We start from the raw sequence: 13,262 nt of genomic DNA on the forward strand, positions 1-13,262 counted from the left end.
GGGACTGCAGCGCGAGCGCGAACAGATCGAGTTCACCGCCCTGGCGCAGGCCCTGGGCCGTGGCCGCGGCGAGCACGGGCGCGAGCTGCTCGGGGCTCAGGCCCGGAGAACGGTAGACGGCGGCGAAATTCTGGCCGTCGAGCAGCGATGCGTCGAACGCGCCGGCGACGAAACGCACCTGCGGCAGTTCCTGCGCGAGCACCGCCAGCTGCGGCGGCGCCTGGCGCGTATCGGCCACGGTCACTTGCGCGCCCAGGCGTGCGCACCAGCGCGCCATCGCCAGGCCCGAAGCGCCCAGGCCCAGCACCAGCAGTTGCTGGCCGGAAAGCGGCAATTCGTGTGCCTCCGAAGCCTCGGGCATCTGCGGCCAGGCCGCGGGCACGGGCGGCAATTCGGGTGCTGCTTCGGGCGCGGCCACGGCAAGCGCTTGGGCGTCGGCATCGGGTGCGGGCGCGGCCACCTGGGCAAAGATCTGCGCGACAAAGGCCGCGGCGTCTTCGGCCGCATGCAGGCTCGACAGCGGCGGCACGGGCGCGGGCGGGGCCAGCACCTCGGTGGCGGGCAGCGGCTGCGCCGATGCATCTGCCGCAGCCGCTTCGGTCAGCTCTGCTGGCTCGGCCAGCGCGTGGTCTTCCTGCACCAGCGGCAGCGCCTCTTCAGGCACGGCCACGGGCTCGACCGGCGCCAGGGCGTCGGTGGTCACAGGAGTGGAAGCGGGCGTATTCATCGCAGTTTCAGCGTCGACAGGCCGACCAGGCACAGCAGCATGGTGATGATCCAGAAACGCGTCACGACCTGCGTTTCCTTCCAGCCGCTCTTCTCGAAATGGTGGTGCAGCGGCGCCATCTTCAGCAGGCGCCGGCCCTGGCCGTAGCGTTTCTTGGTGTACTTGAACCAGACCACCTGCAGCATCACCGACACCGCTTCGGCGACGAAGATGCCGCCCATGATGGCCAGCACGATTTCCTGGCGCACGATCACCGCGATGGTGCCCAGCGCGCCGCCCAGCGCGAGCGCGCCCACGTCGCCCATGAACACCTGGGCCGGGTGGGCGTTGAACCACAGGAAAGCCAGGCCCGCGCCGGCCATGGCCGCGCAGAAGATCAGCAGTTCGCCCGAGCCCGGAATGTGCGGGAACAACAGGTACTTGGCGAAATTGACGCTGCCCGTGACATAGGCGAAAACGCCCAGCGCCGAGCCGACCATGATCACCGGCATGATCGCCAGGCCGTCGAGGCCGTCGGTCAGGTTGACCGCATTGCTCGCGCCGACGATCACCAGATAGGTCATGATCACGAAGCCCAGCACGCCCAGCGGGTAGCTGACTTCCTTGAAGAACGGCACGAGCAGGCCGGCCTTGGACGGCAGGTCCATGGAGAAGCCCGACTGCACCCAGCGGATGAACAGCTCGAACACCTGCACATTGCTGTTTTCGGAAATGCTGAACACCAGGTACAGCGCGGCCAGCAGGCCGATCACCGATTGCCAGAAATACTTCTCGCCCGAACGCATGCCTTCGGGGTCCTTGTTGACGACCTTGCGCCAGTCATCGACCCAGCCGATCGCGCCGAAACCCAGCGTCACCAGCAGCACGATCCAGACAAAGCGGTTCGACAGTTCGAACCACAGCAGCGTCGAAATGGCGATCGACAGCAGGATCAGCACGCCGCCCATGGTGGGCGTGCCGCTCTTGGCCAGATGGGTTTCCATGCCGTAGCCACGGATGGGCTGGCCGATCTTCAGCGAAGCCAGCAAGCGGATCACGCGCGGGCCGGCCGCCAGGCCGATGACCAGCGCGGTCAGCGCGGCCATCACGGCGCGCAGCGTCAGGTATTGAAAAACGCGCAGGAAACCGAACTCCGGCGACAGACCTTGCAACCATTGAAAAAGCATCAGCAGCATGCGGCCTCCGATGCTGCGCTGGGGTTTTTGTCCGCGCACGCCTGAACGGCCTGCACCACCTGTTCCATCTTCATGAACCGAGATCCCTTGATCAATAAACTGCCCACCGCGGGCAGCCCTTCGCGCACCGCTGCGAGCAGCGCTGCCATGTCTTCAAAATGTTGTGCCGCGCTGCCGCAGGCAGCGGCCGCGTGCGTGCTTTGCGCGCCCAGCGTCAACAAGCGTTCGATGCCGCGTTCGCGCGCATAGGCACCGGCTTCGGCGTGGAACTGCGGCCCCTGGTCGCCGACTTCGCCCATGTCGCCCATCACCAGCCAGCGCGGCGCGGGCAGTTCGGCGAGCACGTCGATCGCGGCGCGCATGGAATCGGGGTTGGCGTTGTAGCTGTCATCGATCACGGTGATGTCGCGGCCTGCAAGCTGCACGCTGAACGCGCGCGAACGGCCGGTCACGGGAACGAAGGCGCTCAGGCCCGCGGCGATCGCCGCCAGCGGCACGCCAGCAGCCAGCGCGCAGGCCGTGGCCGCGAGCGCATTGCGCACGTTGTGCCGGCCCGCGATCTGCAGCCGCGCGGCGAACGCGCCCGCGGGCGTGGCGATGCGCACCTGCCAGGCGCCCTGCTCCCAGGCGGCCTCCAGGGCATGAACCTGGGCGCCATGTTCCTGATCGCCGAACAGCAGGCATTGGCGCGACTGCGCCAGGCCTTGCCACACAGGCGTGAATTCTTCGCCGGCCGGGAACACCGCAATGCCGCCTTCAGGCAGCGCCGCGAGCACGCTGCCGTTCTCTTCGGCCACGGCCTGCACGGTGTGCATGAATTCGAGGTGCTCGCGCTGGGCGTTGTTGACCAGCGCCACGGTAGGCTGCGCGATCTTGGCGAGCCTGGCGATTTCGCCGGGATGGTTCATGCCCAGCTCGACCACGGCCAGACTGTGCTTGCCGTTCAGGCGCAGCAGCGTCAGCGGCACGCCGATCTCATTATTGAGATTTCCGCGCGTGGCCAGCGCGGCTTCGCCCGCCTGGGCCGACAGGATGGCCGCGATCATCTGCGTGACCGTGGTCTTGCCGTTGCTGCCGGTGACGGCGATCAGCGGCAGGGTGAATTGCGCGCGCCATTCGGCAGCGAGCACGCCCAGCGCGGCCAGGCTGTCATCGACTTCGATGCCGCACAGGCCGGCCTCGGCCAGACCGCGATGCGCCAGCGCCGCGGCCGCGCCGCCGGCCTGGGCCTGGGCCAGGAAATCATTGGCGTCGAAACGCTCGCCCTTGAGGGCCACGAACAGATCGCCGGGCTGCAGGCTGCGCGTATCGGTATGCACGCGCGCGAGCAAAGTCTGGCCGTCGCCGACGAGGCGGGCCTGGGGGATCTGGGACTGGATCAGGGCCAGCGCTTGGTTCAGGGTCATCATGACCGTTTCATTCCTTCTCGGGCCGCGAGCGCCGCACGCGCCTGGGCCATGTCGGAGAACGCGCGCTTGACGCCCGCGGTCTCCTGGTATTCCTCGTGTCCTTTGCCGGCGATCAGCACCACGTCCTTGGCGCCGGCTTGCGCCAGCACGTAGGCAATGGCCGACGCACGATCGGCTTCCGAATGCAGATTGGCCGACGGCGCCATGCCGCCCAGGATCTGGGCAATGATCGCGTCGGGGTCTTCGCCGCGCGGATTGTCGCTGGTCACGACCACGCCGTCGGCGTGGCGCTGCGCCATTTCACCCATCAGCGGGCGCTTGCCCGCATCGCGGTTGCCGCCGCAGCCGAACACGCACCACAGCCGGCCGCCGCGCTGGCGCGCCGCGGGCCGCAAGGCCTTGAGCGCCTGTTCGAGCGCGTCGGGCGTGTGCGCGTAGTCGACCGCGACCAGCGGCTGGCCGCTCTTGGCGATCTGCTGCATGCGCCCGGGCACGGGCTCGAGCTGGTCGCAGGCGACGACCGCCTGGTCCAGGCTCAGGCCCAGCGCGCGCAGCGCGGCGAGCACGCCCAGCAGATTGGCGACGTTGTACTGGCCGACCAGGCGCGTCTGCAGCACATGGCTGTGCGCGTCGTCCTCGATCACCGTGAACTGCAGGCCGTCGCGGCCCAGGCTGATGTCCTTGGCCTGCAAACGCGCCGGGCCCTGCGTGGAAACGCTCCACACATCGAGATCGCGCGCCTGCAGGCTCGCCCACAGGCGCGCGCCATGCACGTCGTCGACGTTGATGACCGCGGCCTCCAGACCCGGCCAGTCGAACAACGCCTTCTTGGCCTGCCAGTAGGCATCCATGTTCAGGTGGTAGTCGAGGTGGTCCTGGGTGAAATTGGTGAAGATCGCCACGCGGATGCGCGTGCCCGCGAGCCGGTGCTCGGCCAGGCCTATCGACGAAGCTTCCATCGCGCAGGCGGCAACGCCTGCGTCCACATACTCGCGCAGCACGCGCTGCAGGCGCACGGGGTCGGGCGTGGTCAAGCCGGTGTCTTCGAGCCGCGGCGGAACGCCCACGCCCAACGTGCCGACCATGGCGCAGCCCTGGCGGCCGTCGAACGCGCGCTGGGCCAGTGCATGCGCGAGCCACCAGGCGGTCGTGGTCTTGCCGTTGGTACCGGTCACGGCCAGCACCTGCAACTGCTCGCTGGGACGGTCGTACCAGAGCGCGGCAATCTCGCCGCTCGCGGCCTTGAGGCCGGGCAGCGCGGCGATGCGCGCATCGTCGAATGCAAAGGCTTCGACGCCTTGCGCCTCGACCAGGCAGGCCGCGGCGCCGCGCGTGAGCGCCTGCGCCACATGCGCGCGGCCGTCGGTGGCCGCGCCGGGCCAGGCGATGAAGGCATCGCCCTTGGCCACCTGGCGGCTGTCGGTCTGCAGCCGGCCCGTGATTTGGCCGCGCAGCCATTGCACAGCCTCGGGCGCCGAAGTCAGGTGCACCATGCTCATAGCGACTCCTCCACGGGATTGGCGACGATCTGCGGCACCACAGCCACATCGGGCTGCACGCCCATCAGCCGCAGCGTCTGCTGCACGACTTCACTGAACACGGGCGCGGCGACCGTGCCGCCGTAGAAGCTGCCGGCGCTGGGTTCGTCGACCATCACCGCGACGATCACGCGCGGCTTGTCGACAGGCGCCAGGCCCGTGAACCAGGCGCGGTACTTGCCCGCGGCATAGTTCTTGCCGATCTGCTTGCGCGCCGTGCCCGACTTGCCGCCCACGGAATAGCCCACGGTCTGGGCCTTCTGGCCGGTACCGCCGGGGCCGGCCGCGAGCGCGAGCATCTGGCGCACCTGGTTGGCCGTGCGCTCGGAAAAGATGGGCACGCCCACAGGCGGTTCGTCGCGCTTGAGCATGGTCGCGGGAATCACGCGGCCGTCGTTGGCGAACACCGTGTACGAGCGCGTCATCTGCAGCAGGCTCGCCGACAGGCCGTAGCCGTACGACATCGTTGCCTGCTCCACGGGCCGCCAGGTCTTGTACGGGCGCAGGCGCCCGCTGGCCGCGCCGGGGAAGGAGATCTGCGGCTTCTGGCCGAAGCCCACGGCCGAGAAGCCTTCCCACATCTGCTGGGCGGTGAGGCTCTGCGAAATCTTGGTCGTGCCGACGTTGCTCGACTTCTGGATCACACCGGCGACCGTCAGCAGGCCGTAGTTGTGCGTGTCGGAAATCGTCGAGCCGGTCACATTGATGCGACCGGGCGTGGTATCGATGGGCGTTTCGGGCTTGAACTTGCCGGTCTCGAGCGCAATGCCGATGGTGATCGGCTTCATCGTCGAGCCGGGCTCGAACACGTCGGTGATCGCGCGGTTGCGCAGCTGCTCGCCGGTCAGGTTCTTGCGCTTGTCGGGTACATAGCTCGGGTAGTTGGCCAGCGCCAGCAGCTCGCCGGTGCGCGCGTCCATGACCACCACGCTGCCGGCCTTGGCCTTGAACTTCTCGACCTGATCACGCAGCTTCTGGTAGGCAAAATACTGCACCTTGCTGTCGATCGACAGCTGGATGTCCTGGCCGTCCATGGGCGGCACTTCCTCGCCCACGCCTTCGACGACCCGGCCCATGCGGTCCTTGATCACGCGGCGCGAACCGGCCTTGCCGCCGAGTTCCTTGTTGAACGCCAGCTCCATGCCTTCCTGGCCCTGGTCCTCGACGTTGGTGAAGCCGACGACGTGGGCCGCGGGTTCGCCTTCGGGATACTGGCGCTTGTATTCCTTGCGCTGGTAGATGCCCTTGATGGCCAGCGCCTTGATCTGCTCGCCTATGTCCCAGTCGAGCTGGCGCTGTATCCAGACAAAGGTCTTGTCCTCGTCGGCGAGCTTGGCATCGAGCGCGGCCGGCGTCATCTCCAGCAGCTTGGCGAGCTGCTTGAGCTTGCCCTGGACTTCGGGATCTTCCTTCTCGACGTCTTCGGGAATCGCCCAGATGCTGGCCGCGGGCACGCTGGACGCGAGGATCAGGCCGTTGCGGTCGAGAATGCGGCCGCGGTTGGCCGGCAGCTCCAGCGTGCGCGCGAAGCGCACTTCACCCTGGCGCTGGAAAAAAGCGTTGCCGAACACCTGCACATAGGCGGCGCGCGCGCCCAGACCGACAAAGCCCAGCGCCAGCATGGCGACAATCATCTTGCTGCGCCACAGCGGCGTCTTGCTCGCGAGCAAGGGGCTGGAGGTATAGAGCACGCTGCGCGTCATGGCGCGGTCCCCGAACGGGCGTTGTCCTGCACGTACTGCGTGATCGCAGGCGTGGCGGAATGCATCTTCAACTGGTCGCGCGCCAGCACTTCGATGCGCTGGGGCGTGGCCTGCGCGCGCTTTTCGACTTCCAGGCGCTGATTTTCGGTCACGAGCCGGCGCGACTCATTGATCGAGCGGTCGAGCTCGGTGAACAGCCGGCGCGACTCGTACTGCGAGTGCACCAGGAAGATCGCGCTGGCCATGACGCTCAGCAAAAGCACCAGGTTCAGGCGCAGCATGGCCGGCCTTTCTGCGCGCGCGCGGCCCGGCGGCCCGGCGCACCGGTATGGCCAAGACGCAGGATCGATGTCACGCTGCTACCTCAGTGCGTTGGGCGACGCGCATCACGGCCGAGCGCGAGCGCGGATTGCCCGCGACTTCGGCGGCGCTGGGCTTGATGCGGTCCAGGCCGACCAGGCGCATGGGCGTCGGCGGCGCGAACGGCGCGCGGCGATCGAAGACTTCCTTCGAATGCTTGGCGATGAACTGCTTGACGATGCGGTCTTCGAGCGAATGGAAGCTGATCACCACCAGCCGGCCGCCAGGCGCGAGCACGCGCAGGCTGGCCTCTAGCGCTTGTTCAAGTTCCTGCAGCTCAGCATTGATGAAAATCCGAAGAGCCTGAAATGTGCGGGTGGCGGGGTTCTGGCCCGCCTCACGCGTGCGGACGGCGCCAGCCACGAGCTCGGTAAGCTCGCCGGTGGTTGCGATAGGGCCTTTTTCCTCGCGCCGCGCAACAATCGCCTTTGCAATAGGCCCAGCAAACCGTTCTTCGCCATAGTCACGTATCACCTCCGCAATCTGCTGCATTTCCGCGTCCGCGAGCCATTCGGCCACGCTCTGGCCACGTGTGGTGTCCATGCGCATGTCGAGCGGCGCGTCGAAGCGGAAGCTGAAGCCGCGCTCGGGCGTGTCGATCTGGGGCGAGCTCACGCCCAGGTCCATCAGCACGCCTTGCACGCTGGCGGTGGGCAGATCAGCCAGATGGCTGAAGCCCTCATGTTGAATGGAAAAACGCGCATCGGTGATGCGCGCAGCTTCCTGGATGGCCTCGGGGTCCTTGTCGAAGGCCCTGAGTCTGCCGTCCGGCCCCAGGCGCTCAAGAATGCGCCGCGAGTGGCCGCCTCGGCCAAAAGTGCCATCGACAAACTCGCCCGCGGGCGCCTCGCCTGCCGCGCCCAGCAGGGCATCTACCGCTTCATCGAGCAGTACCGTAATGTGTTGGAGGGGCTGGTTCAATCGCACGCCCTTTTTTAGAAAGCAAAATCCTGGAAAACGTCGGGCATCTGGGCCTGCATGGCCTGTGCCTCCTGGGCGTCATAAGTGGCTTTGTCCCAAAGCTCGAAGTGGTTGCCCATTCCCAACAGCACGGCGTCCCGCGTCAGGCCGACGGCCTGGCGCAGTTCGGGCGAGATCAGCACGCGGCCGGTCCCATCCATGTCGACGTCCATGGCGTTGCCCAGGAAGATCCGCTTCCACCATTGCGCGGACATCGGCAACTGGGCGATGCGGTCGCGAAACAGCAGCCATTGCGGCCGGGGGAACAGCATGAGACAGCCATGCGGGTGTTTGGTGATCGTGACCTGTCCTTCGGCCATCTCGTTCAAGGCGTCACGATGCCGGGTCGGCACGGAAAGCCGACCCTTCGCGTCGAGACTGAGCGAAGAGGCCCCTTGAAACATGAATTGCCCTTGGACTGGCGATTGCCATTCACCGCTGAAAACTGCCAGGAACGGCAAGTTTCACCACTTAATTGCACTTTTTTCCACTGTAGCAGCAAATCATGAACAGGCCACAGGGGGTGTGACAATTATTTGCAATGAAATCAAGGACTTAGAACGCAATCCAAAGCCGCTTTTAGGCAAAAACTCCTTGCCCCATAAGCACTTACTCAATTCACTGCATGTGAAACCTGAGCCGACCCCGGCGTGCAGATGCACACACGAAGTGCGGTCAGGCGTATACAAGCGTTAACGCGACGGCGCTTTTCGCGCAGCAAACGTCACAAAATGAAACGAGACAGATCTTCGTCCTGGCTCAGGGTCTGCAGGCGCGCATCGACATAGGCGGCGTCGATGGTGATGGTCTTGCCCGTGAGCTGGGCCGCGTCGAAACTGATCTCGTCGAGCAGCCGCTCCATGACCGTGGACAGCCGGCGCGCGCCGATGTTCTCGGTGCTCTCGTTGACATGGAACGCGGTGTGCGCGAGCCGCGTGATGCCGTCGGGCGTGAACTCCAGCGTCACGCCTTCGGTGGCCAGCAGCGCCTGGTACTGCTTGACCAGCGACGCATGGGTCTGCGTCAGAATGGCCTCGAAATCCTGCACCGACAGCGATTCGAGCTCGACGCGAATGGGGAAACGCCCCTGCAGCTCGGGGATCAGGTCGCTGGGCTTGGACAGGTGGAACGCGCCAGAAGCGATGAACAGGATGTGGTCGGTCTTGACCATGCCGTACTTGGTCGACACGGTCGTGCCTTCGACCAGCGGCAGCAGATCGCGCTGCACGCCCTGGCGCGAAACGTCCGAGCCGCTGGTTTCCTGGCGCGTCGCGACCTTGTCGATCTCGTCGATGAAGACAATGCCGTTCTGCTCGGCGTTGGCGATCGCCCGGGTCTTGATGTCTTCCTCGTTGACCATCTTGCCGGCCTCTTCGTCGATCAGCAGCTTGAGGGCTTCGCCGATCTTGATCTTGCGTGTGTGGCGCCGCTCCTGGCCCATCTGGCTGAACATGCCGCGCAGCTGCTCGGCCATCTCTTCCATGCCCTGCGGGCCCATGATCTCGAACTGCGGACGCGACTCGGCGAGGTCGATCTCGATTTCCTTGTCGTCGAGCTGGCCTTCGCGCAGCTTCTTGCGAAACACCTGGCGCGCGGTGCTGTCGGTCGGCGCATCGTTGGTGCGCGCCTGGGGCAGCAGCACATCGAGGATGCGGTCTTCGGCCGCGTCTTCGGCACGCGCGCGCAGCTTGCGGATTTCCCATTCACGCGTCTGCTTCACGGCGATTTCGGCGAGGTCGCGAATGATCGCGTCCACGTCCTTGCCGACATAGCCGACTTCGGTGAACTTGGTCGCTTCGACCTTGATGAACGGCGCATCGGCCAGGCGCGCCAGGCGGCGCGCGATTTCGGTCTTGCCGACGCCGGTCGGGCCGATCATCAGAATGTTCTTGGGCGTGATTTCCTGGCGCAGGTCGCCTTCGACCTGCTGGCGGCGCCAGCGGTTGCGCAGCGCGATCGCCACGGCGCGCTTGGCGCCCTGCTGACCGACGATGTGGTTGTCGAGTTCGGAAACGATTTCCTGGGGGGTCATTGACATGGTGTTCTCGGTTCAATCGGCCTGCGGCGCGACATTGCCAGCGCGGCAGGCAAGCAGATCAAAGGGTTTCAATCGTGTGGTGCATGTTCGTGTAGATGCACAGCTCACCCGCGATCTCGAGCGACTTCTTGACGATCTCGGCCGCGCCCAGGTCGGTATTGGTCAGCAGCGCCTTGGCTGCCGAATGCGCATAGGCGCCGCCCGATCCGATCGCCACAATGCCTTGCTCGGGCTCGAGCACGTCGCCATTGCCGGTGATGATCAGCGAGGCGTTCTTGTCGGCCACGGCCAGCATGGCTTCGAGGCGGCGCAGCACGCGGTCGGTGCGCCAGTCCTTGGTGAGTTCGATGGCCGCGCGCGTCAGGTTGCCCTGGTGCTTCTCGAGCTTGGCCTCGAAACGCTCGAACAGCGTGAAGGCATCGGCCGTAGCGCCCGCAAAGCCCGCAAGCACCGTGCCGTGGTAAAGCCGGCGCACTTTGCGCGCCGTGCCCTTGACAACGATATTGCCCAGGGTGACCTGGCCGTCGCCGCCGATGGCGACCTGAATGCCGTCCGCCGTCTGGCGACGGACGCTGATGATGGTGGTGCCGTGATACTGTTCCATAGCGTTGCCAGTTGGGGGTGGATGCGCGGATTGCAAGCCCGGCCGGGCGCCGCGGCGCTCAATCGGTACGCGTATGCAGCTGGGCGTGGTCGCTGACGCCAATCATTCCGAAGAACACCGCCACCAATTGGTGCATGCGTTCGAAATGCAGTTCAATTCCCTGCGCCTGCATACGGGCCGACCAGTTGAGCACCGAGCCCGCCGCCGCGAAGTCGAGGCGTATCAGCTCGGAGCAATCGACCACCAGCGGGCGATCCGGCCGCGCCTGATCCTCGAGCGCCACCAGCCAGGGCGTGGCATCGCTTTCGATGCAGCCCACCAGTCCGCCGCTGATCGGGCCCTGGACGACAGGCTCGGCGGCCTCGGGGACTTCCTCGGGCGCGTCGAGGTAGCTGCTGCGCGGCTGGGTCCAGGACGGCGGCGAGACTTCGTAGGTGACGCAGTAGTCGAGCGCGACCTGCTCGAAGCTGTCGTGCTCGTCCATCAGCCGCAGCGCGGCCATGCGCAGGCGCCAGCCATCTTCGCAAGCGGTGCGCTCGCCAGTCACGGTCAAGGCCTGCAGGCGCTGGGCCAGCACCGGCGCATCGAGAAAGATGATTTGCCCCGGCGTCTGCGCCCACTCGTTGATCAGGCGCTCGAACGGCGCCAGCGCATCGGCATCGATGCGCTCGAGCGCGTTCCAGACGAGGGTCCAGGGTGCGGCCGCCGCGGCCTTGGCGCGTTGCAGCGCCGCGACCGATTGCCGGGTGAGTTGCGCGGGCGCGGTCCAGCGCCAGGCGCGCGCACCCGACTCGGCGGCGGCCGCCGCGGCGCCGGGCTCCACCCAGCCGCGCTGCGCCGACAGCGCAAACCACAGCGGCGCCGAGCGCCCGAAGCGCGCGGCGAAATCGATGGCCAGCACTTCGAAGCGGTCGGCCATTCCGGCAGCGCGGTAGAGATCGAACAGCGCCTGCCACACGGGCATCTGCAGTTCGGGCTGCGGCGCGCGCTGCGCCAGCAAGGCCAGCAGCGCGGCTTCGGCGCCCGTGGCATCGCCATTGGCAAACGCAATCGCCGCTTCTTCGAAGCCGGGATCATGCACAAACACCGGCATCGGTTCGCTGGCGGCGGGCCGCAAGGCGCGCGCCTGGGCGCTCCAATCGGGGGCGTCGCGCGGTTCGGTCACGGGAAAATTCGTCGTGAACACCGGCCGCTCGGACTCCGCGGCCGCGGCCACGGGACGCGCGGGCTCCTGCGCCGGCCAATCCAGTGGCGCGGTCAGCGCGAACCCTGGCTGTGCGTTGGCGCCCGCATCGAAAATGCCCGTGTCGGACGCATCGGCGGACGTGGACACATGCACGGAATCGGGTTGGGGGAAAGACGAAAGCAGATACATGGGCATCGTCGATGCATCGGCCGGCTGCTTGTTGCGCCACCACTGCTGGGACATCTGCTCCTCGATGGCATCGATCTTTCGGAGCATGCCCGCACGCGTGTCGGGCAAAGCCGCGCTGCTATGCACGCCGGTCGACGCGCCCGCGCTGTCGCCCAGGACGTCGACGTCGCTCGCGGACTGCGCCTCCTGCTGGCGCAATTTGCGCAGCTGATCGAACTCACGCTGGCGCACGAAATCATTGCGACGCTTGCGTTCCAGCGTCTGCCGCAGCGCCTGCTTGTCGGCCTGGGCCAGCGGCACATCGGCCTGCGCATCCAGCTCCGACCAATGGACAGAGGGATTGCGCACAAAGCGCACTACCTTGGAAAAAAGGCCACCTGGCTTGCTGTCGTCCGTACTCATAGAGGGTCAGCGTAGCGCAAGTGGCCTGGAATGGGGAAACGAAAGTCCCTCAGTCCCCGAACATTTTCTGTTTCAGCTCGCGACGCTGTTGCGCTTCGAGCGACAGCGTGGCCGTGGGACGGGCCAGCAGGCGGCCGACGCCGATGGGCTCGCCGGTCTCGTCGCAGTAGCCGTAATCGCCGGCATCGATGCGGGTGATCGATTGTTCGATCTTCTTGAGCAGCTTGCGTTCGCGGTCACGCGTGCGCAGTTCGAGCGCATGCTCTTCCTCGATCGTCGCGCGGTCGGCTGGATCGGGGACGACGACGGTGTCTTCACGCAGGTTTTCCGCGGTCTCACCGGCGTTGTTGTGCATGTCCTGCTTGAGCAACACCAGCTTATGGCGGAAAAACGCCATCTGCTTGTCGTTCATGTACTCGTCTTCGGGCATGGCCAGGACTTCGGCGTCGGTCAGCTCTTCCGCAGATTTGGTCTTCCAGTTGTTTGCCAATTGAGGATCTTTCTTTGCAGCAATCAATGAAGGCGCTTGCATGGTTGTGGGCATGGTGTTGATGTAGCTGGCTTTGGCGGCATCGAAAGCTGCGGCCGGGGCCATCGAGGGTACGGTCAATTGGGTCAACCGAGCGGATGGGCGGGTGCTGCGGGCGAGGCCGCCGCCGCCAGCTGCAACAGGGGCAGCGGGCGCGGAATGGGCCACGACTTTGGGCTCGGGCACCTTCACGACCTGGGTAGCGGTCTTGGCAGATACTTTCGCTGCAGCTTTTTTGGCGGCAGCGGGTTTGGCTACTGCGTTCACTTTGCGGGTTTCAGCATTCACTTCCAGTCTCCTCTCGGTACGCCCAGCCCCTGGCAGGGGAACAAGTCCCAGGGGGGACTCGCCATCCGGGTTCTCTTTAGGGGCGCGATTGTATCGACCACAAGCGAAAGCCAACGCAGCGTTGCGAATATCCCACATACGGGTATTCCACAGA

General features: G+C 66.1%; 11 protein-coding genes and 1 pseudogene. All 12 read right to left on the reverse strand.

Features of this window, described 5'->3' with window-relative positions:
• Positions 1-727, reverse strand: a pseudogene (locus KHY18_RS03175) (UDP-N-acetylmuramoyl-L-alanine--D-glutamate ligase); the annotation flags it as partial.
• Complete coding sequence (mraY, locus tag KHY18_RS03180; RefSeq protein WP_213294266.1) at positions 724-1,902, reverse strand: phospho-N-acetylmuramoyl-pentapeptide-transferase; 1,179 nt, start codon at positions 1,900-1,902, stop codon at positions 724-726. The gene mraY and the pseudogene KHY18_RS03175, both read right to left, overlap by 4 nt.
• Entirely contained in the window at positions 1,893-3,311 is a 1,419-nt protein-coding gene (locus tag KHY18_RS03185; RefSeq protein ID WP_213294267.1) for a UDP-N-acetylmuramoyl-tripeptide--D-alanyl-D-alanine ligase, read from the reverse strand. Before KHY18_RS03185 ends, mraY begins: the two co-directional genes overlap by 10 nt.
• Positions 3,308-4,810 carry a UDP-N-acetylmuramoyl-L-alanyl-D-glutamate--2,6-diaminopimelate ligase gene (locus tag KHY18_RS03190; RefSeq protein WP_213294268.1) on the reverse strand — a complete coding sequence of 501 codons (1,503 nt, stop codon included), beginning with the start codon at positions 4,808-4,810 and terminating at the stop codon, positions 3,308-3,310. Before KHY18_RS03190 ends, KHY18_RS03185 begins: the two co-directional genes overlap by 4 nt.
• Positions 4,807-6,552, reverse strand: coding sequence for a peptidoglycan D,D-transpeptidase FtsI family protein (locus KHY18_RS03195; RefSeq protein ID WP_213294269.1), 1,746 nt, complete (start codon positions 6,550-6,552; stop codon positions 4,807-4,809). Before KHY18_RS03195 ends, KHY18_RS03190 begins: the two co-directional genes overlap by 4 nt.
• Positions 6,549-6,833: a cell division protein FtsL gene (gene ftsL, locus KHY18_RS03200; RefSeq protein WP_213294270.1), complete on the reverse strand. Its 285-nt coding sequence runs from the start codon at positions 6,831-6,833 to the stop codon at positions 6,549-6,551. The genes KHY18_RS03195 and ftsL overlap by 4 nt, the downstream gene beginning before the upstream one ends.
• A 70-nt stretch (positions 6,834-6,903) precedes the next feature.
• Entirely contained in the window at positions 6,904-7,833 is a 930-nt protein-coding gene (gene rsmH, locus KHY18_RS03205) for a 16S rRNA (cytosine(1402)-N(4))-methyltransferase RsmH (protein WP_213294272.1), read from the reverse strand.
• Between the two features lie 14 nt (positions 7,834-7,847).
• The gene (mraZ, locus tag KHY18_RS03210) at positions 7,848-8,276 is read right to left on the reverse strand and encodes a division/cell wall cluster transcriptional repressor MraZ (RefSeq protein ID WP_119558796.1); all 429 of its coding nucleotides are present in this window, start codon (positions 8,274-8,276) and stop codon (positions 7,848-7,850) included.
• Positions 8,277-8,596: 320 nt separating this feature from the next.
• Positions 8,597-9,910, reverse strand: coding sequence for an ATP-dependent protease ATPase subunit HslU (gene hslU / locus KHY18_RS03215; RefSeq protein WP_249728882.1), 1,314 nt, complete (start codon positions 9,908-9,910; stop codon positions 8,597-8,599).
• A gap of 58 nt (positions 9,911-9,968) precedes the next feature.
• On the reverse strand, positions 9,969-10,514 hold the full coding sequence (gene hslV, locus KHY18_RS03220; protein ID WP_213294274.1) for an ATP-dependent protease subunit HslV: 546 nt from the start codon (positions 10,512-10,514) through the stop codon (positions 9,969-9,971).
• Between the two features lie 58 nt (positions 10,515-10,572).
• Positions 10,573-12,291, reverse strand: coding sequence for an STAS domain-containing protein (locus tag KHY18_RS03225; protein WP_213294278.1), 1,719 nt, complete (start codon positions 12,289-12,291; stop codon positions 10,573-10,575).
• 49 nt (positions 12,292-12,340) lie between these two features.
• Positions 12,341-13,108: an RNA polymerase-binding protein DksA gene (gene dksA, locus KHY18_RS03230; RefSeq protein ID WP_349630239.1), complete on the reverse strand. Its 768-nt coding sequence runs from the start codon at positions 13,106-13,108 to the stop codon at positions 12,341-12,343.
• Positions 13,109-13,262: the final 154 nt, after the last annotated feature.

Source organism: Acidovorax sp. CCYZU-2555, from assembly GCF_018413525.1.
Taxonomy (GTDB): Bacteria; Pseudomonadota; Gammaproteobacteria; order Burkholderiales; family Burkholderiaceae_C; genus Comamonas.

Bases quoted from the DNA above. Each gene is read 5' to 3' on its own strand.
- hslV (WP_213294274.1), bottom strand. From the start codon at position 10,514: ATGGAACAGTATCACGGCACCACCATCATCAGCGTCCGTCGCCAGACG.
- KHY18_RS03225 (WP_213294278.1), bottom strand. From the start codon at position 12,291: ATGAGTACGGACGACAGCAAGCCAGGTGGCCTTTTTTCCAAGGTAGTG.
- mraY (WP_213294266.1), bottom strand. From the start codon at position 1,902: ATGCTGCTGATGCTTTTTCAATGGTTGCAAGGTCTGTCGCCGGAGTTC.
- mraZ (WP_119558796.1), bottom strand. From the start codon at position 8,276: ATGTTTCAAGGGGCCTCTTCGCTCAGTCTCGACGCGAAGGGTCGGCTT.
- KHY18_RS03195 (WP_213294269.1), bottom strand. From the start codon at position 6,552: ATGACGCGCAGCGTGCTCTATACCTCCAGCCCCTTGCTCGCGAGCAAG.
- KHY18_RS03190 (WP_213294268.1), bottom strand. From the start codon at position 4,810: ATGAGCATGGTGCACCTGACTTCGGCGCCCGAGGCTGTGCAATGGCTG.
- ftsL (WP_213294270.1), bottom strand. From the start codon at position 6,833: ATGCTGCGCCTGAACCTGGTGCTTTTGCTGAGCGTCATGGCCAGCGCG.
- hslU (WP_249728882.1), bottom strand. From the start codon at position 9,910: ATGTCAATGACCCCCCAGGAAATCGTTTCCGAACTCGACAACCACATC.
- KHY18_RS03185 (WP_213294267.1), bottom strand. From the start codon at position 3,311: ATGATGACCCTGAACCAAGCGCTGGCCCTGATCCAGTCCCAGATCCCC.